The sequence below is a fragment of the Frigoribacterium sp. R86507 genome (genome assembly GCF_044597695.1).
In the GTDB taxonomy this organism is placed as follows: Bacteria; Actinomycetota; Actinomycetes; order Actinomycetales; family Microbacteriaceae; genus Frigoribacterium.
Genome location: NZ_CP139002.1, coordinates 124,050 through 141,211 on the forward strand (window position 1 = coordinate 124,050; position 17,162 = coordinate 141,211).

Annotated in this window: 19 protein-coding genes; 13 read left to right on the plus strand and 6 right to left on the minus strand. The window is 71.2% G+C overall.

Annotated elements, in window-relative coordinates:
• Window positions 1-175: 175 nt before the first annotated feature.
• The 5 genes from rpmB to SJY14_RS00580 all read left to right on the plus strand — a co-directional run bounded on the left by rpmB (window position 176) and on the right by SJY14_RS00580 (window position 3,407).
• Window positions 176-412 (plus strand): 50S ribosomal protein L28, encoded by a 237-nt coding sequence (rpmB, locus tag SJY14_RS00560; RefSeq protein WP_043595945.1) that lies wholly within the window; start codon window positions 176-178, stop codon window positions 410-412.
• Window positions 412-579 carry a 50S ribosomal protein L33 gene (gene rpmG, locus SJY14_RS00565; protein ID WP_043595944.1) on the plus strand — a complete coding sequence of 56 codons (168 nt, stop codon included), beginning with the start codon at window positions 412-414 and terminating at the stop codon, window positions 577-579. Before rpmB ends, rpmG begins: the two co-directional genes overlap by 1 nt.
• A 2-nt stretch (window positions 580-581) precedes the next feature.
• Window positions 582-887, plus strand: coding sequence for a 30S ribosomal protein S14 (rpsN, locus tag SJY14_RS00570; RefSeq protein ID WP_043595941.1), 306 nt, complete (start codon window positions 582-584; stop codon window positions 885-887).
• Window positions 888-992: 105 nt separating this feature from the next.
• Window positions 993-1,280, plus strand: a complete 288-nt coding sequence (locus SJY14_RS00575; protein WP_396599463.1) for an HU family DNA-binding protein — start codon at window positions 993-995, stop codon at window positions 1,278-1,280.
• Between the two features lie 141 nt (window positions 1,281-1,421).
• Window positions 1,422-3,407 carry a cytochrome c oxidase assembly protein gene (locus SJY14_RS00580; RefSeq protein ID WP_396599464.1) on the plus strand — a complete coding sequence of 662 codons (1,986 nt, stop codon included), beginning with the start codon at window positions 1,422-1,424 and terminating at the stop codon, window positions 3,405-3,407.
• A gap of 24 nt (window positions 3,408-3,431) precedes the next feature.
• Here the strand turns inward: SJY14_RS00580 and SJY14_RS00585 are convergent, their stop codons facing one another.
• Both SJY14_RS00585 and SJY14_RS00590 read right to left on the minus strand, forming a co-directional pair.
• Entirely contained in the window at window positions 3,432-4,466 is a 1,035-nt protein-coding gene (locus tag SJY14_RS00585; RefSeq protein WP_396599465.1) for an LLM class flavin-dependent oxidoreductase, read from the minus strand.
• A 187-nt stretch (window positions 4,467-4,653) separates the two neighbouring features.
• Window positions 4,654-5,316 carry an HD domain-containing protein gene (locus SJY14_RS00590; RefSeq protein ID WP_396599466.1) on the minus strand — a complete coding sequence of 221 codons (663 nt, stop codon included), beginning with the start codon at window positions 5,314-5,316 and terminating at the stop codon, window positions 4,654-4,656.
• Window positions 5,317-5,553: 237 nt separating this feature from the next.
• Between SJY14_RS00590 and SJY14_RS00595 the strand changes: the two genes are divergently transcribed.
• The 4 genes from SJY14_RS00595 to SJY14_RS00610 all read left to right on the plus strand — a co-directional run bounded on the left by SJY14_RS00595 (window position 5,554) and on the right by SJY14_RS00610 (window position 8,588).
• Entirely contained in the window at window positions 5,554-6,558 is a 1,005-nt protein-coding gene (locus SJY14_RS00595) for a GlxA family transcriptional regulator (protein WP_396599467.1), read from the plus strand.
• Between the two features lie 73 nt (window positions 6,559-6,631).
• Entirely contained in the window at window positions 6,632-6,991 is a 360-nt protein-coding gene (locus SJY14_RS00600) for a GntR family transcriptional regulator (protein ID WP_396599468.1), read from the plus strand.
• The gene (locus SJY14_RS00605) at window positions 6,988-7,881 is read left to right on the plus strand and encodes an ATP-binding cassette domain-containing protein (protein ID WP_396599469.1); all 894 of its coding nucleotides are present in this window, start codon (window positions 6,988-6,990) and stop codon (window positions 7,879-7,881) included. Before SJY14_RS00600 ends, SJY14_RS00605 begins: the two co-directional genes overlap by 4 nt.
• Window positions 7,878-8,588: a hypothetical protein gene (locus tag SJY14_RS00610; protein WP_396599470.1), complete on the plus strand. Its 711-nt coding sequence runs from the start codon at window positions 7,878-7,880 to the stop codon at window positions 8,586-8,588. Before SJY14_RS00605 ends, SJY14_RS00610 begins: the two co-directional genes overlap by 4 nt.
• Window positions 8,589-8,601: 13 nt before the next feature.
• Here the strand turns inward: SJY14_RS00610 and SJY14_RS00615 are convergent, their stop codons facing one another.
• The gene (locus SJY14_RS00615; RefSeq protein WP_143048614.1) at window positions 8,602-9,615 is read right to left on the minus strand and encodes a hypothetical protein; all 1,014 of its coding nucleotides are present in this window, start codon (window positions 9,613-9,615) and stop codon (window positions 8,602-8,604) included.
• 104 nt (window positions 9,616-9,719) lie between these two features.
• Here SJY14_RS00615 and SJY14_RS00620 point away from each other — a divergent pair, with 104 nt between their 5' ends.
• Window positions 9,720-11,060, plus strand: coding sequence for an ATP-dependent RecD-like DNA helicase (locus SJY14_RS00620; protein ID WP_396599471.1), 1,341 nt, complete (start codon window positions 9,720-9,722; stop codon window positions 11,058-11,060).
• Between the two features lie 75 nt (window positions 11,061-11,135).
• Here SJY14_RS00620 and SJY14_RS00625 read toward each other — a convergent pair whose 3' ends face one another.
• Together SJY14_RS00625 and SJY14_RS00630 are read right to left on the minus strand one after the other, a co-directional pair.
• Window positions 11,136-11,780, minus strand: coding sequence for a heme oxygenase (biliverdin-producing) (locus SJY14_RS00625; protein WP_396599472.1), 645 nt, complete (start codon window positions 11,778-11,780; stop codon window positions 11,136-11,138).
• Window positions 11,781-11,968: 188 nt separating this feature from the next.
• Window positions 11,969-12,421, minus strand: coding sequence for a DUF4383 domain-containing protein (locus SJY14_RS00630; protein WP_177174788.1), 453 nt, complete (start codon window positions 12,419-12,421; stop codon window positions 11,969-11,971).
• 100 nt (window positions 12,422-12,521) lie between these two features.
• Here SJY14_RS00630 and SJY14_RS00635 point away from each other — a divergent pair, with 100 nt between their 5' ends.
• A complete protein-coding gene (locus tag SJY14_RS00635; protein WP_396599473.1) occupies window positions 12,522-13,451 on the plus strand; it encodes a diacylglycerol kinase family protein in 930 nt (309 codons plus the stop codon).
• Window positions 13,452-13,518: 67 nt separating this feature from the next.
• Here the strand turns inward: SJY14_RS00635 and SJY14_RS00640 are convergent, their stop codons facing one another.
• Window positions 13,519-14,478 (minus strand): helix-turn-helix transcriptional regulator, encoded by a 960-nt coding sequence (locus tag SJY14_RS00640; protein WP_396599474.1) that lies wholly within the window; start codon window positions 14,476-14,478, stop codon window positions 13,519-13,521.
• A gap of 1,037 nt (window positions 14,479-15,515) precedes the next feature.
• On the opposite strand from SJY14_RS00640, the gene SJY14_RS00645 reads away from it, so the two are divergent.
• Together SJY14_RS00645 and SJY14_RS00650 are read left to right on the plus strand one after the other, a co-directional pair.
• A complete protein-coding gene (locus tag SJY14_RS00645) occupies window positions 15,516-16,169 on the plus strand; it encodes a hypothetical protein (protein WP_071255605.1) in 654 nt (217 codons plus the stop codon).
• A gap of 495 nt (window positions 16,170-16,664) precedes the next feature.
• Window positions 16,665-17,147 carry a glutathione peroxidase gene (locus SJY14_RS00650; protein ID WP_071255606.1) on the plus strand — a complete coding sequence of 161 codons (483 nt, stop codon included), beginning with the start codon at window positions 16,665-16,667 and terminating at the stop codon, window positions 17,145-17,147.
• Window positions 17,148-17,162: the final 15 nt, after the last annotated feature.

The window sequence follows — 17,162 nt, forward strand, 5'->3', positions numbered from 1 at the left end:
GCGTGGGTCCGGGCGTGTCGCGTAGGCTCTCCCTTTGGTTGGGCGCTCTCTGCGCCCATGTGCACCGCCTCCCGGCACCATCGCCCGATCCTTCGATCGGGCAAGGGGGACCGGCGCGCCGACAAGTGACCTTGGGTGAGGGCTCCGGCCCTCACGGTATCTACGGAGGAAAACCATGGCAGCAACCTGCCAGGTGACCGGAGCCGTTCCCGGCTTCGGACACAACATCTCGCACTCGCACCGACGCACCAAGCGTCGTTTCGACCCGAACATCCAGAAGAAGACGTACTACGTGCCGTCGCTTCGTCGTAACGTGACGCTGCAGCTCAGCGCCAAGGGCATCAAGGTCATCGACGCTCGTGGCATCGAGTCGGTCGTCAAGGACCTGCTCGCTCGTGGGGAGAAGATCTAATGGCTCGTCAACAGGACGTCCGTCCCATCATCAAGCTCCGCTCGACGGCGGGCACCGGTTTCACGTACGTGACCAAGAAGAACCGTCGCAACAACCCCGACCGTCTCGTGCTGAAGAAGTACGACCCGGTGATTCGCAAGCACGTCGAATTCCGCGAGGAGCGCTAAAAATGGCCAAGAAGAGCATGATCGCCAAGAACAACCAGCGCGCCGAGATCGTGGCCCGCTACGCCGAGAAGCGTCTCGAGCTGAAGAAGGCCCTGATCGACCCGAACGGTTCCGACGAGAGCCGCGAGGCCGCTCGCCTCGGTCTGCAGAAGCTGCCGCGCAACGCGTCGCCGGTCCGCCTCCGCAACCGCGACTCGGTCGACGGCCGCCCCCGCGGTCACCTCAAGGCCTACGGCATCAGCCGCGTGCGTTTCCGCGACATGGCCCACCGTGGCGAGTTGCCGGGCATCACGAAGTCTTCCTGGTAGGTTTCAACCGGTTCCACAGGGCCCTCGGCTCTCTGGTCTCGATCGCACAGGCATGGTGAACGCCGTGTCTCGTCACACCGAATGAAGTCCGAGGAGGACATTTACATGGCTGACAAGTCACTGAACCGTACCGAGCTCGTCGCAGCTGTCGCATCCGAGTCCGGCCAGAGCCAGGCCGCCGTCAGCGGCATCGTCGACGCGTTCTTCTCCGTCGTTTCGAAGTCGGTCGCCGACGGCACGAAGGTCACCATCCCCGGGTGGATCGCCTTCGAGAAGACGCACCGCGCCGCTCGCACCGGCCGTAACCCCCAGACGGGTGAGGCCCTCGAGATCGCCGCCAGCGACAGCGTCAAGGTCAGCGCCGGCAGCAAGCTCAAGGCTGCCGTCAAGTAGTCCTCGCTCTCACGAGCACCCGAGAAGGGGCGTGACGACCATCGGTCGTCCCGCCCCTTCTCTCGTTCCGATCACTCGACGTCGAGCGACGCCCCTCACCCCCGCCTGTTCACCAGGCGATCCGACTTACCCTGGTAGACGATGCCCAGACTCGCTCGCACCACGGCGCCCGCACTGCTCGTGCTGGTGGCGTTCGCGTCCCTCCTCGCCGCGCTGAAGTTCGGCGGGGCGGCCGACGCGCCCCTCGTCGTCGACCCCGGCGAGGTCGTGCGCTACGGCCTGCCCATGGCCAAGATGCTGGGCAACATCGGCGCGGCCCTCACCATCGGCACGCTCTTCCTGACCTGCTTCGCGCTCACCCGACGCGAGGCCGAGTACGACCGCGCCATGGACGTCGCCGCGGCCGCCGCCGGCTTCTGGGCCGTCGCCTCGGCGATCACCACCTTCTTCACCTTCCTCAGCGTCGCCAACGTCCCGGTCACCTTCGACGACCAGTTCGGGCGGACGCTCGCGTTCTTCCTGACGAACACCGAGCTCGGCACCGCCTGGCTCATCACGACGCTGATCGCCGCCACCGTCACGGTGCTCTGCTTCATCGTCCGCAACATCTGGTTGATCGTCGCCGTCACGGTGCTCGCCGCCGGCGGGCTCATCCCCATCGCCGAGCAGGGCCACGCGGCCGGTACGAGCGGGCACGACGCCGCCGTCACCGACCTCGCCCTGCACCTGGTCGGGGCCTCGGTCTGGCTGGGCGGCCTGCTCGCCATCGTGCTGCTGCGGGGCCACCTCTCGAGCGGCCGGCTGGCGATCGTGCTCGCGCGCTACTCGAGCGTGGCCATCGTCTGCTTCGTGGTCGTCGCGGTGTCGGGCATCGGCAGCGCCGCGATCCGCATCGGCGACTGGTCGGCCCTGACGTCGGGCTACGGCGTGCTCGTGCTGGTCAAGACGTTCGCCCTCGTCGCGCTGGGCCTGTTCGGCGTCGTGCAGCGCCGCTGGCTCGTCGGCCGCCTCGCCACCCACCCCAAGGCGACGGCGAAGCTCTTCTGGTGGTTCGTCACCGCCGAGCTGGCGTTCATGGGGCTCGCCTCGGGTGTCGCGGCCGCCCTCGCCCGGACGGCCACCCCGGTCGAGCAGGTCGCGGCGGCCGACCTGGCCGATCCGACCCCCGCGGTCATCCTCACCGAAGAGGCCCTGCCGCCCGAGCTGACGCCCCTGCGCTACCTCACCGAGTGGAACGTCGACCTGCTCTGGGGCCTGCTCTGCGCCTTCGGCGTCTTCTTCTACCTGGCCGGCGTCGTGCGCCTGCACCGTCGCGGCGACCGCTGGCCGGTCGGCCGGACCGTCTCGTGGGTGGCGGGTCTCGTCGTGCTGTTCTACATCACCTGCGGTGCCCCGAACGTCTACGAGGAGTACCTCTTCAGCACGCACATGCTCGCGCACATGGCGCTGGGCATGCTCGTGCCCGTGCTGCTCGTGCCCGGCGCCCCGGTCACGCTCGCGCTGCGCACCATCAAGAAGCGCAGCGACGGCACGCGGGGCGGTCGTGAGTGGATCATGATCCTGGTGCACTCGCGGTTCGCGACGTTCGTCAGCAACCCGATCATCTCGGCGGTGCTGTTCGCGGGCTCGCTGTGGGCGTTCTACTACACGCCGTTGTTCAGCTGGGCGACGACCACGCACATCGGCCACTACTGGATGATCGTGCACTTCCTGATCACCGGCTACCTCTTCGTGCAGTCCATGATCGGCATCGACCCGGTCAAGGGTCGACTCCCCTACCCCGCCCGACTCGTCGTGCTGCTCGGGACCATGGCGTTCCACGCCTTCTTCGGCCTGGGCATCATGAGCGCCACGGGGCTCTTCCTGGCCGACTGGTACGGCGCCATGGGTCGCACCTGGGGGCCCACCCCGATGCAGGACCAGTACGTCGCCGGCGGTATCGCCTGGAGCGTCGGCGAGATCCCGACGATCGTCATGGCCGTCGCCGTGGCGATCATGTGGAGCCGCAGCGACGGTCGTGAAGCCGTCCGCAAGGACCGCCAGGCCGAGCGCGACGACGACGCCGAGCTCAGGGCGTACAACGAGCAGCTCGAGGCGCTGTCACACCAGCGCGAGCGCACCCGCTGACGCCCCGAGGAGGCGCGGGTCGGGTCAGGCGAGCATCTCGCGCACCAGCGGCACGACCTTCGTGCCGTACAGCTCGATGCTGCGCATCATGAGCTCGTGCGGCAGGCGGCCCATGCTGTACCGCATGTCGAAGCGTGTCGCACCGAGCAGGCGCATGTTCTGCGCGATCTTCGTGGCGACGGTCTCGGGCGAGCCCACGTAGAGCGCACCGGTCGAGCTGGCGCTGGCCTCGTACTGCGCACGGCTGTAGGGCGGCCAGCCGCGTTCGCGACCGAGCTGGTTCGTCTGCTCCTCTTGGTACGGGAACAGCGCCTCCTTGGCTTCGGCGTCGGTCTCGGCCACGAAACCGGGCGAGTGCATCGCGATCGGCTGCGAGTCGTGGCCGAACTCGCCGAGGGCGCGTCGGTAGAGGTCGGCGTAGGGCGCGAACTGGGCGGGCTGGCCGCCGATGATCGCGAGGAAGAGCGGGAAGCCGTAGTGCGCGGCGCGGATGACCGACTGCGGCGATCCGCCGACGCCGACCCAGGTCCGGATCGAGCCGCCCTCGGTCTTGGGGTACACCTCTTGAGCGTCGAGACCGGCCCGGACGGTGCCCGACCAGGTCGTGGGGCCCTCCTTCAGCAGTTCGGCGAAGAGCTGGATCTTCTCCTCGAAGAGCACCTCGTAGTCCTGCAGGTCGAGGCCGAAGAGCGGGAACGACTCGGTGAACGAGCCGCGGCCGAGGATGACCTCGGCGCGTCCGTTCGAGATCGCGTCGACCGTGGCAAAGCGCTGGAACACGCGCACGGGGTCGTCCGAGCTGAGGACGGTGACGGCCGAGCCCAGGCGGATCGTCTTCGTGCGGGCGGCGATCGCGGCGAGCACGACCTCGGGGGCCGAGACGGCGAAGTCCTTGCGGTGGTGCTCGCCGACGCCGATGAAGTCGAGGCCCACCTGATCGGCGAGCACGGCCTGCTCCACCAGGTTGCGGATGGCCTGGGCGTGCGTGACCGGGCTGCCGTCGAGGCGGTCGGTGATGTCGCCGAAGGTGTCGAGGCCGAACTCGAGGGGGTGTGCCATGCGGGTGCTCTCCAAATTCATACGTTTGCATCATTCTAACCGATGGAGGGCGATCGCGGGAGGGGGCCGGGCCGGCGGCCGGCCGGATCGACGCACAGTAGCGTCGAACCACCGATGTGGCGTCGAACCACCGACTTGCGAGGTTCGACGCCACATCGGTGGTTCGATTTGAGCGCGCCAGAGGCCGTCAGAGGCGGTCGAGCGGGTTCGCGGCGATCCGGTCGCGCATGCCGCCCCGGATCGTCCGGCCTGCCTCGGACCCGGGCTTCCGATGCGCCTGCGCCGACATCAGCCCGCCGAACTCGACGCCGAAGCCGTCGCGCGGCACCCGCTCGACGAGGGCGCCGACGAGTTCGATCGGCCAGTCGTCCCCGCCCACCCCCGACACGTCGAGGCTCGTCGCGCGCTCGAGCAGGTGCCCCTCGACGTCGAGGTCGGGCGAGACCGCGGGCCACATGTGCCGCACGATGACGTCGACCACCCGCTGCGACCGGTCGGACGACCACCCCGCCCCGGTCGCGAACACACGGGCGACCTCGCCCCCGGCCCGCTCGAAGGGCTCGGCGTGGCTGTCGAACGGGCCGGCCAGTCCGACGTCGTGCAGCGCCGCCGCCACGAACAGCAGCTCGTGGTCGAACTCCAGCCCCTCGCGTCGCCCCAGGGCCACGGCGAGCGCCGCCGAGCGCCGGCTGTGCGCGAGCAGGGCCGGACTCGACACGACGGCGGCCGCCTCGAGGGCGCGGGCGGCCACGGGCGTAGGAGGCGCGAGCAGGTCGTCGAGGACGGCGGCGGTCGGTCGGGGCTCGGCGGTCGGGCGGGGCTCGGCAGTCGGGCGGGGCTCGGCGGTCATGGCAGGAACTCTACGAGTGGACAGGTCCTGCCACGAGTGGCAGTGTTGCCACCGTCCGTCGACATCGCGCCACACTGCCAGCCCACACCCCGCCACCCCGCACCCCGCCACCCCGCCACGCCGCACCCGCACCCCGCACCCCGCACCCCGCCACGATGTGGACACGACGCCACGAGAAGAGATGGCGCTGTGTCCACTTCGTGGCGGCGTGCAGCTCGCCCCACCCCAGGAGACACCATGCCGTTCCGCACCGTCGCCACCATCGTCGCCGACGGCGTCGCGCCCTTCGAGTTCGGGGTGCTCTGCGAGGTGTTCGGCCTCGACCGGACCGACGAGGGCGCGCCTCCGTTCGAGCACCGCATCGTCACCGAGCACCCGGGGCTCGTCCGCACGAACCAGGGCTTCTCGATCACGGTCGACCTCGACCTGGGTGCCGCGGCCGACGCCAACGTCATCTGCGTGCCGGCTCTCTGGAACCGGCCCGACCAGGCCGAGCTCGTCTCGCCGGCCGTGCGCGAGCTGCTCGTCGCGGCCGAGGCCCGCGGGGCGTGGTTGCTCAGCGTGTGCAGCGGGGCGTTCGTCCTGGCCGAGGCCGGGCTGCTCGACGGACGCCGGGCGACGACCCACTGGCGCTACTCGGACGCCCTGCAGCGCGACCACCCCGCGATCGAGGTCGACGCCGACGTGCTCTTCGTCGAGGACCGCCGCGTCATCACGAGCGCGGGCACGGCCGCCGGCATCGACGCCTGCCTGCACCTCGTCCGCCGCGAGCACGGTGCCGCCGCCGCGAACGTGATCGCCCGCCGGATGGTCGTGCCGCCGCACCGCGACGGCGGTCAGAGCCAGTTCATCAAGACCCCGCTCCCGGTCGAGGTCGACGACTCGCTCGCGCCGCTCACCGACTGGATGCTCGGGCACCTCCGCGACGACCTGAGCATCGAGGGGCTGGCCGCGAGGGCGCACATGTCGCCGCGCACCTTCGCCCGGCGCTTCAAGGCCGAGCTGGGGGCGACGCCCGGGGCGTGGCTCACCCGCCAGCGCCTCCTGCGGTCACAAGAGCTGCTCGAGACGACCGGGCTCGGCATCGACGCGATCGCCGACGAGGTCGGCTTCGGTTCGGCGGCCGTGCTGCGACACCACTTCGCGCGCGTGCTCGGCACGACCCCGCGCGCCTACCGCGCGACCTTCGGCGGAGTGGACGACGTGCGCGACCTCGAGCGGGCGGGAGCCGCAAGCGCCTGAACGGGACGGTCCTTGACAGGCCGACCCGCGCCTCCTAGGTTAACTACTCAAGTAGCTAACCAAAGGAGCAGTCGTGCTCGACGACGGGACGCCGATCTTCCAGCAGCTCGCTGCGCAGATCGAGAAGGACGTGCTCGACGGCACCTACGCCGACGAGGCACCGGTGGCGTCGACCACCGAGCTCGCCGCGTTCTACCGGATCAACCCGGCCACGGCCGGCAAGGCCGTCAACCTGTTGGTCGACCGCGGCATCCTCTACAAGCGCCGGGGCGTCGGCATGTTCGTCGCGACCGGCGCCCGCGAGCGCCTGGCCGAACACCGCCGGGCCCGCTTCGCCGACGAGTACGTGCGCCCGCTGGTGGCCGAGGCACGCGCGCTGGGCCTCGACGCCGCCGCCCTCCACCACCTGATCGAACAAGAGGACCAGTCATGAGCCCTGTGATCGAGATCACCGACCTGAGCCGTCGTTACGGCTCCTCGCGCGCCCTGGACGGCGTCGACCTCAGCGTCGACGAAGGGGTCATCTGCGGTCTCCTCGGCCGCAACGGCGCCGGCAAGACGACGCTGATGGCCTGCGTCGCCGGCCAGGAACGGCCGTCCGGAGGCGCGGTGCGGGTCTTCGGCCGAGAGCCCGCGGACCACGCCGACGTCCTGTCGCAGGTGTCCTTCGTGCGCGACAGCCAGCGGTACCCGGACGGCTTCCGACTGAAGCACGTGCTCTCGGTGGCACCGGCCTTCCACCGCGGGTGGGACGCCGCGCTCGCCCGCGACCTCGCCGCCGACCTGCGGGTGCCCGAGAAGACCGACCTGAAGAAGATGTCGCGCGGGCAGCTGTCCGCCGCGTCGATCGTGATCGGCATGGCCTCGCGGGCCCCGCTGACCATCTTCGACGAGCCCTACCTCGGACTGGACGCCACGGCCCGGCAGCTGTTCTACGACCGCCTGCTCGCCGACTACTCGGCCCACCCCCGCACGATCCTGCTCTCGACCCACCTCATCGACGAGATGGAGGCCCTGCTCGAACGGGTGGTCGTGCTCGACGAGGGCCGGGTGCGGCTCGACTCCGACGTCGACCGGGCGCGGGCCTCCGCCTACCAGGTCGCCGGGACGGCATCCGCTGTCGACCGGTTCGCCGCCGGGCGCCGCCTCCTGTCGCAGCACGCGGTCGGCGGGCTGAAGACGGCGGTGGTCGACGGCGTCGCCGACCGCACCACGCGATCCGACGCCGATGCCGCGGGAGTCGAGCTCTCGGGGGTCTCACTGCAACAGGTCGTCGCGGCCCTCGGCTCGCGCGACACCGAACTCGAAGGAGTCACGTCATGAACCGCATCCTGCCCGTCGTCCGACTGCAGTTCGCCCGTCGGCGCAGCGTGCTGCTCGTGCCGTTGCTCATCGTCGCCATCACGTTCGCCGTCACCGTGGTGATCCAGGTCACGCTGCAGCGCTCGGGCGCCTACGAGGACGGCGCCTCGTACGCCACCGGTGCGCGCTTCAACCCGGGGGTCGTGTGGGCCCAGTCCGGGTACCTCGTCGCCATGGGCGTGGCCTCGGTCGCCTCGACCTTCCCCCTCGCCGCCTCGTTCGGGGCGACGCGACGGGCGTTCGCGCTGGGCACCGCCGTGACCCACACCCTCGTCGCGCTCTACCTGACCGGGGTGTTCGCCGCCCTGCTCGCGCTCGAGGTGCTGACCGACCACTGGTTCGGCGGCTTCTACGTCTTCGACGTCAACGTCCTCGGTGCCGGTGACCTGGGCGTGCTCGTCCCGATCGTGTTCCTCGGCGCCCTCGTCGCCCAGACGGCCGGCGGGGTGTTCGGAGCGGCCTGGCTGCGGTTCGGGCCGCGGGGCCCGCTGGGCATCTCGATCGGCGTCGTCCTCGTGCTGGCCGTCGCGCTCCTGGCCGCCGGCCCCTCGCTGCCCGCCGTGTTCGCGAACTACCAGAGCTGGTGGGCGGCGCTCACCGCGGCGCTGCTCGCGGCGGCGGCGATCGCGGGGACGTTCGCGTTCCTGCGCCGCGCCTCCGTCCGCTGACCCGCGGGCGTGGTCAGTCGAACGTCAGCTCGTCGGACGTGCTGATGCGCATCAGGTACGTGACGGTGAACGGGACGTCCTCGTCGATCGTGTAGCGCTTGCCGTCGAAGAGCGACTGGGCACCGACGACGAGGTGGGCCGTGCCGGCCACCCCGGGCACCTGCCACTGGCCCGACGGGCCCGGCACGATCGAGACGACGGGGTGCACCGGCACCGTCCACGTCGGGTCGTCGGTGACCCGGTCGTCGACCTGGCGGCCGAAGGGGCACCCGGCCGGCAACAGCACCTGCTGCGTGACGCACTGCTCGTCGAGCTGCTGGTCGACCATGTCCTGCACGGCCTCGACGAACGCGTCCCGGGGCTGGACGTCGATCGACACCCCCGACGTCGCCCCGACGGTGAGCACGTCGGCCTCGACCGTGGGCGCCTCGAGATAGCGCGACGAGTGGTCGAGCTCGAACCGCGACGGCGCGAGCACCGTGAACCGGGTCGCGACGTCGGGGGCGTCGGTCGTGACGTCGCGGCCGTCCACCGTGAAGCGGGAGTCGTGCTGGGGCGTCACGTCGAGCTGCGCGGTGGGCGCCTGCACGAAGCGCCACGAGTGGAACAGGCCGAACCGGGTGCCGACCCGCTGCACGACGAACTGCGACTGCGCGGGGGCCTCGGCCGTGGCCGACGTGCCCTGCATCGAGTACGAGAGCGTGATCGCGTGGGTGTCGTCACCGAGGTCGACGTCGCCCACCTCGGTCACGTCGTCGACGCCGCCGAGCGACGGCACCTCGAGCAGCGCGTCGGCCAGCTGGTCGGTCGGCGTGACGCCGGCGAGGGTCAACGCGCTCGACGTGTCGCCGCGGTCCACCGCCGCCACGTAGCCGCGGGCGAACCCGGCGGCGCTGTAGACGGTGGCGTTCAGGGCCACGACGGTGACCCAGAAACCGATCAGCACGAAGAGCAGCGCCCCGCCCCAGATCGCGACGAACGGCCAGCCGAGCGGTGGACGCGTCTCCTCCCCCACAGACGACGACATGACGACAACAATAGGAGGCGCGGGTCACGAACTCCCGAGCACCACCGCCGTCGCGGGTAGATTGGTGGCCTCCCCCACCCCCCTCCCGAAAGGTGCTCGTCGTCGTGAGCGTGGCCCTCTCCGCCGAACAGCAGGCGCTGTACGACGCGATCGAGAACACCCGCGAGCACATCTTCGTCACGGGCCGGGCCGGCACGGGCAAGTCGACGCTGCTGAACCACCTGTCGTGGAACACCTCGAAGCAGATCGTCATCTGCGCCCCCACGGGCGTCGCCGCCCTCAACGTCGGCGGCCAGACGATCCACTCGCTGTTCCGCCTCTCGGTGGGGCTCATCGCCGACCACGACATCGAGCAGAACGCCGAGCTGCGCAAGCTGCTGAACACCATCGACACGCTCGTCATCGACGAGGTCTCGATGGTCAACGCCGACCTGATGGACGCCATCGACCGCTCGCTGCGCCAGGCCCGGCAGCGTAAGCACGAGCCGTTCGGCGGCGTGCAGGTCGTTCTGTTCGGCGACCCGTACCAGCTGCCGCCGGTGCCGGGCGACGCCGAAGAGCGCGAGTACTTCCGCGACAACTACCGCTCGATGTGGTTCTTCGACGCCAAGGTGTGGGCCGAGGCGAGCCTGCGCATCTACGAGCTGGCCTTCATCCACCGTCAGACCGAGGGCGACTTCAAAGAGATGCTGAACGCCGTACGCCACGGCCGGGTCACGGCCGAGATCGCCGGGGCACTGAACGGCGCCGGGGCCCGCCCCGTGCCGACCGACGGCGGGGCCATCACCCTGGCCACGCGCAACGACACGGTCAACCGCATCAACAAGGTCGAACTCGATCGCCTCTCAGGCAAGGTGATGACCGCCAAGGCCGAGGTCAGCGGCGAGTTCGGCGGGCGGGCCTACCCGGCCGACGAGGCCCTCGAGCTCAAGGTCGGCGCCCGGGTCATGTTCCTCCGCAACGACTCCGAGCAACGGTGGGTCAACGGCACCACGGGCGTCGTCACCCGGGTGCGCGACACCGTCTTCGTCGAGGTCGACGGCGAGGTGCACGAGGTGCAGCCCGTCGTGTGGGAGAAGCACAAGTACTCGTACTCGGCGACCACGAAGCAGCTCAAGAAAGACGTCGTGGCCGAGTTCACGCAGTTCCCGCTGCGTCTCGCCTGGGCCGTCACGATCCACAAGTCCCAGGGCAAGACCTACGACCGGGCCATCGTCGACCTCGGCTCGCGGGTGTTCAGCGCGGGGCAGACCTACGTCGCCCTCAGCCGCATCACCTCGCTCGAGGGGCTGTACCTGTCGCGCCCGCTGCGGCCGGCCGACATCATCGTCGACCTCGACGTGCGCCGCTTCATGAGCGAGGCGTCGCGCGTGCCGGCCATCAAGGCCGCGGCCGACGCCGGCGTGGGCGTGGGCGACGACACGACGACTGCTGCCGCGGGTTGAGCGTCCGGTCCGACCAAGCGGCGGCCCGGGGCCCGTCCGGTCGGCCCGTCGGCCCGTCGGCCCTTCGGCGTTCGCCTAGGCGGCGGCCTTCGCGGCCGCGAGGTCGGTGAACAGTTCGGTGCTGAAGCGGTACGCGGCGCAGACCTCGTCGAGCACGTGCTCGCGCTCGTCGGCCGACCAAGCCACGGCATCGAGCTGGCGACGGTAGGTCGTCTTGAACGATTTCGGCTCGGCGATCTCGGCGAAGAAGAAGAACCCGACGCCGTTCGTGTCGAACCCGAACCGGCGCTGCAGGATGCTGCGGATCAGATGCCCGCCCGACAGGTCGCCGAGGCAGCGCGTGTAGTGGTGAGCGATGAAGCCGCCGGCCCAGCTCGACGCCTGCTCGATGCGGTCGACGTACGCGCGGGTGGTCGGCAGCGGCGAGACGCGGGCCCGCCAGTCGTCACCGAGCAGGAACGCCAGGTCGGCCTCGATGGCTGGCAGCCGGGTCAGCCCCGGGGCGAGGAACGGAGCCACCACCGGGTCGCCCGACCACCGCACGGCGGCGTCCTCGAGGGCGGCGTAGACGAAGTAGTGCTGGGCGAGCAGCTGCACGTAGTCGTCACGTGTGCCCCGGCCGATCAGCAGGTCGGTCATGAACGAGCAGCCGACGTCGGCGGGGACCCGCTCGGCCGTGCGCTCGCGCACCGCCTCGGAGAAGGGGATGACGACGGTCATGGTGCGCACCTCCTGGATGACCTGGGTTAGGTGACCCTAACCCTAGCCAGGGAGGCGCGGTGACGGTAGCCCCCGGGGCCGATCCAGGCAGACGTGCAGCCAGTGCGCAGCCCCCTGCGAGGCGCGACGAAGAGCGACGAGACGCGTCGCAGCGGGGTGCGGCGCCGTGGGGTACGGCGCTGCGCGGTTCAGCGGCGGCGGCGCTCGGCCCCCACGGCGGTCGCGAGCAGCAGCAGTCCGCCGGCGAGGTGCGTGACGTTGTCGCCGAGGTTGAACGCCAGGAAGTTGACGTCGGTGCCCTCGAGGAAGAACCCGGCGATGCCGAAGACCACGAAGATCAGGCCGATCCAGGTGTTGATGTAGCGGGCACTGGCTCGCGAGGACGCCCCCGCGATGATCAGCGCGGCACCGGCCAGCACCCAGACGACCACCAGCGCGGGGTTGAGGTTCCAGACGAACCAGAGCGACGCGCCCTGCGTGGAGAAGAACGAGCCCATGTCCTCGACGAGGAACCCGATGGCGCCGAGCAGCAAGAAGACCGTGCCGACGAACAGGCCGGCCCCGCGGTTGGGCGACTCGCGGATCGTCGGCTCGTAGGGGGCCGGGGTCGCGGTCGTCGTGGTGCCGTGGGTGCTGCTCATGGTGAGGGTGCCTCTCGTCAGGTGGTCAGCGTCCAGTATGCCCGCCCCCCGCGGCGGGCCGCCCGAGCCGTGCGGGCGCGCGGCTGGCAAGATCGACCCCATGACCCCGACGCCCCTCCGCCTGGTCGTGGCGATCAACCCCGGCGCCTCCGCCGGCGGCCGGAAGCACCTCGCCGACGGGGTGCTCGCCGGGCTCCGCGACGCCGGCCACACGGTCGTGCCGCTCACCGAGTCGAGCTACGACGACCTCGTGGCCGCGGCCCGCCGCGAACTCGACCCCGACCACGGCGAACGCCCCGACGCCCTGATCGTCGTCGGCGGCGACGGCATGGTGAACCTCGGGGCCAACCTGGTCGCGGGCACCGACGTGCCGCTGGGGCTGGTGCCGACGGGCACCGGCAACGACACGGCCCGGGCCTTCGGGCTGCCCCACGACGACGCCGAAGCGGCCACGCGCCTCCTCGTCCGACTGCTCGAGGGCGAGCCGACCACCATCGACGCCGGACGCGTGCTGCAGGCGGACGGCCGGGCCACCTGGTTCGCCTGCATGGTTTCGGCCGGCTTCGACGCCGTCGTCAACGAACGCGCCAACCGGCTGAGCTGGCCGAAGGGGCGCCGCCGGTACGACGTCGCCCTCGCCATCGAGCTGGTGCGGCTGCCGAGGATCGCGTACCGCCTCGAACTCGACGGCGTCGCCTCGACGGTCGAGGGCACCCTGATCTCGGTCGGCAACGGCCAGTCGCTCGGCGGCGGCATGAAGGTCACGCCCGACGCCGTGCTCGACGACGGACTGCTCGACGTGCTCGTGGTCGAGCGGCTCACGCGCTGGCAGTTCGTGCGGCTGTTCCCGAGCGTGTTCCGCGGCACCCACCTGAGCCACCCGAACGTGACCGTGCACCGCGTGCGTCGTGCCGTGATCGAGGCCGACGGGGTCGCCGCCTACACCGACGGCGAGCGCGTCGGGCCCCTGCCGGTCACGGTCGAGGTCGTCCCCGGCGCGCTGCGCGTCTACGCCGCGCTCGGTCGCTGACCGTCGGCACCAGCCCAGGAGGCGCGCTCGGCAGCGAGGCGACCACGTGCCCCGGGCACCCCCGACCTCAGCCGCGGTGCAGCGTCTCGCGGGGGTACTCGCCGAACCGCTGCTGGTACGCGGCCGAGAACCGGCCCAGGTGGGCGAACGCCCAGTGCCGGGCGACGTCGGCGACGGTCGTCGCGTCCGGGGTGGCTTCGCGCAGGGCCTCGTGCACGCGCTCGAGGCGGATCTCGCGCAGGTAGGCCGTGGGCGTGGTGTCGAGGTGACGACTGAACGCCTGTTGCAGCCCACGCGGGGTGAGCCCCGCCTCCCTGGCGATGTCGACGGCCGAGATGGGCAGGTGCGCGCTGGCGTGCATGTACTCGACGGCGAGGCGGAGGCTCGCGTTGCGCGGCGCGAGCAGGGCGGCGGGCATCGGGCTCGACGTGTGGGCGAAGGTGTCGAGCAGGGCGCCGGCGGCCAAGCGGGCCATCTCGGTGCGCATCAGGTCGCTGGGTTCGCCCGAGCCCAGGTAGGCGCGACCGATCAGGCGGACCGTGGCGTGCCAGGCCTGCACGGCGGCGGACGAGACGGGGGCGGCGTGGTCGAACCGGATCGTGCCGGGCATGATGCCGTGACGCTCGGCCGCGACCTCGTCGACGACCGACTTCGACAGGTGCAGCAGGCTCTGGTTGACGTCCTCGGTGGTGAACTCGAACTCGCGCCCCTCCGGGAAGAGGATCGGTCGCCCGACGGCGCCGGCCACCTCGTCGCGACCGTTGTCGACGGTCGAGCGTCCGCCGAGCAGCCAGTGCACGACGTGCTCGTCCCCCGCCGCGGCCTGCCCGTCGACGCGACCCATGAACAACGTCGAGCGCAGGGTCATGGCCCCGTCGCCGACGATGGTGTGGCGGAACGCGAAGGGCGCCTCGGTGGGGGCGACGTGGAAACCACGGCCGTTGTAGCCGGCGCTCAGGATGTCGACGGCCTCGTCCAGATCTCGTCCGCGCGCGTCGAAGCGGATCTTGTCGTCCTGGGCAGCCATCTCAGCGAATTGTTGCACGCACTCCAAAGTCCGCACCAGTCGACCGAAGGGGGTTGACAGCGACTGCCGTCCCGTCTAGTCAGCTCGCCTTCCTGACCACGCCCGCGATCGCTCTCGCACCCGCACCCGCATCCCCGCCCGCACCCGCACCCGCATCCCCGCCCGCACCCGCACCCGCACTCGAGCCCGCACCCGCACCCGCACTGGCGCCCGCCCCCGCACCCGCACCCGCACTCCCGCCCGCACCTGCACTCGCGCCCGCCCCCGCACCCGCACTCGCCCCCGCACTCCCGCCCGCACCTGCACTCGCGCCCGCACCCGCACCCGCACTCGCCGCCGCACCCGCACCCGCACTCGCACTCGCGCCCGCCCCCGCACCCGCACTCGCACCCGGCGGCAACTCCTGACCCGTGCTGCAACGCATGCACGACCATCCCTCGCTCCACTGCGATTCGCGGCGGGAGGCAGGACTTCTCGACGAGGGGTCGACCGGTGGCGTCGGTCGGCACCTTCGGCATTCGACAGAAGCCGCGGAGGTCGAAGGGCGCGTCAGGCGTTCCCGGCACCCGGAGCAAGGGTGCCGGTCACCCGGGCGACGCGTCGGGCCTTCGCCTGGGCCCGGGCCCGGGCGACGCATCCTCCCGGACGGCGTCGCCGGGCTGACTCTCAACACCCGCGGCCGCCGGCTCCACCCGAGGCCCGTGTCGTCGACACGCTCGTGGACCATGACAACGATCGCCGAACTCGTCTCAGCCGCCGGAGGGCTCCTCCACAAACACGACCTGGTCGCCTTGGGCGCCACCGATCGACACCTGACCGCCGCGGTCCGTTCACGCACTGTCAGCAGACCCCGGCGTGGGTGGTACTCCACCTGGGAGCGTGGAGACCCCCGATACGTCGCGGTCGCCGTGGGTGGTCGACTCACCGGCGCATCCGCGTTGCATCAGCTGGGAGCGTGGACGTGGACCCGTCCGCCGGTCACGGTGTCGGTACCCGTGACGGCTTCGCGGCTGCGACGGCGGCGTGGAGTCCGCGTCGTGTGGGACCCACTCGAACTCGGTGATCGGGGTTCGACCTGGGCCGTCGACCCTCGTGACGCCCTGGCTCGGGCAGTCGTCGAGACCCGATCGTTCGAGGATGCGGTCATCCTCGTCGACTGGGCCAGACGGGCCGGCATCGTCGAGGGCGACGACGACGCAGCCGAGGTGCTGTCCCGGAGGCGTGCCGACGCTGCCGGCCTCGTGGCGTGGAGCGATCCGGGCGCCGAGAGCATCCTCGAGAGTGCGGCGGGCACGAGGTTGCGGCGGGCAGGGCATCACGTCGCCCGCCAGGTGCCTGTTTCCGGCACCTCGAAGATCATCGACATGGTCGTCGACGGGATCATCGGTCTCGAGACCGATGGACGAGCGCACCACGAGACACGCTTCGACAAGGATCGGCTCAAGGACGCCGACATCGCCCGCGACGGTCTGGTCCCGTTCCGGGCGGGGACGGTCATGGTGCAAGACAGGTGGGGCGTGACGGTCGGCGCGATCAGAGCTCTCATCCGGACGGCGGGCGGTCCGCGACCCGTCGCAGGTGTCGGGAACTCCTCACTGCCGCGAGTGCTCGGACCACGAGGACGCAGGGCGTGGCGGCTCGCTCCACCCCGGCGACACACGGGTCAGGAGTTGCCGACCGCGGCAGGCTGACGAGGGAGGGCGGGGGGGGTGGGTGCGAGGCGGCGACCGGGGGGACACGTGGCCGTCGGACGGAGCTCGGGGCGGGACGGAGCAGGAAGGAACGGAGGCGCGACCGAGCAGGCTCGTGCCGGCGGGCGAGCCAGCGAGCGGGCCAGCGAACGGGCCGGCGAACGGGCCAACGGGCAGGCCGACGAACGGGCCGGCGAACGGGCTGGCGAACGCGCCAACGGGCAGGCCAGCCAACGCGCCAGCCGGCGGGCCAGCGAACGCGCCAGCGGGCGGGCCAGCGAACGCGCCAGCGAACGCGCCAGCGAACGCGCCAGCGAACGCGCCGGCGGGCGGGCCAGCGAACGGGCCAACGGGCGGGCCGGCGAGCGCGCCGGCGAGCGCGCCGGCGAGCGGGCCGGCGAGCGGGCCGGCGAGCGGGCCGGCGAGCGGGCCAGGGGGCAGGCTAGCGAACGGGGCGGCGAGCGGGCTCGCAGCAGGCGGGCATACGGTCGACCCATGAGCCTCGACGACATCACCCTGACCACGATCCGCGGCGAGTCCACCACGTTCGGCGCCTACGCCGACAAGGTCGTGATGGTCGTGAACGTGGCCTCGCGCTGCGGCCTCGCCCCCCAGTACGAGAAGCTCGAGGCGCTGCAGAAGCAGTACGGCGAGCAGGGCTTCACAGTGCTGGGCTTCCCCAGCAACCAGTTCTTCCAGGAGCTCTCGAGCGGCGAGGCCATCGAGGAGTACTGCTCGGCCACCTGGGGCGTGACCTTCCCGATGATGGAGAAGGTCAAGGTCAACGGTCGGGGCGAGCACCCGCTCTACACCGAGCTGAAGAAGGCCACCGACGCCGAGGGCAAGGCCGGCCGCGTCAAGTGGAACTTCGAGAAGTTCGTGATCACCCCCGGCGGCGCCGTGCACCGCTTCCGTCCGACGACCGAGCCCGACGCCCCCGAGGTCGTCGCGGTCATCGAGGAGGCGCTGGCCGGCTGACCGGGCGACTGCGGT